1 protein-coding gene is annotated in these 507 nt (G+C 49.1%); it reads left to right on the top strand.

Annotated features, from left to right (window positions below; all coding sequences use genetic code 11):
* Nucleotides 1-507 (top strand): polysaccharide pyruvyl transferase family protein (locus ACWHAR_RS32470; RefSeq protein ID WP_452089102.1); only part of this gene is annotated, 507 nt, incomplete at both ends.

The following is a 507-nucleotide window of genomic DNA, read 5'->3' as shown; positions in this document are numbered from 1 at the left end:
GACAGCTTAAAGCATAAGCTGGCAGAAATTTTGGATGTCATTCCAAGGCATTCATCAGTCGTTTACTTGGACTACCCGCTATACGGAAACGTCGGGGATCTATTGATCATGAAAGGAACGGAAGCTTTTTTTGAAGCATACGGCATCAAGGTGCGCGAAAGATGGAATGCGGAGAATTTCATTCCGGGCCGCCGCATTCCAAAGGACGCCATCATTGTTTGTCAGGGGGGCGGCAATTTCGGCGACTTGTACCCTCACTTCCAGCAGTTCAGAGAACGGGTGGTCGAACATTACCCGGACAACCGGATCGTCATTCTGCCGCAGTCGATTTATTATGAGCATGAAGAAAATATAATAAAAACGCGCGGCATTTTGGCGGCTCACCCGGATCTGCACTTATTCACGCGGGAAAAGGCATCATTCGATTTTGCCGTCAAGCGTTTCGAAGAGGTGAAAAACATCAAAATGATGCCCGATATGGCTCACCAGCTCTGGCCGATCGCGGCA

The organism is Bacillus sp. LR--39, assembly GCF_053613335.1.
This window is presented reverse-complemented; position numbering and strand designations above follow the sequence as displayed.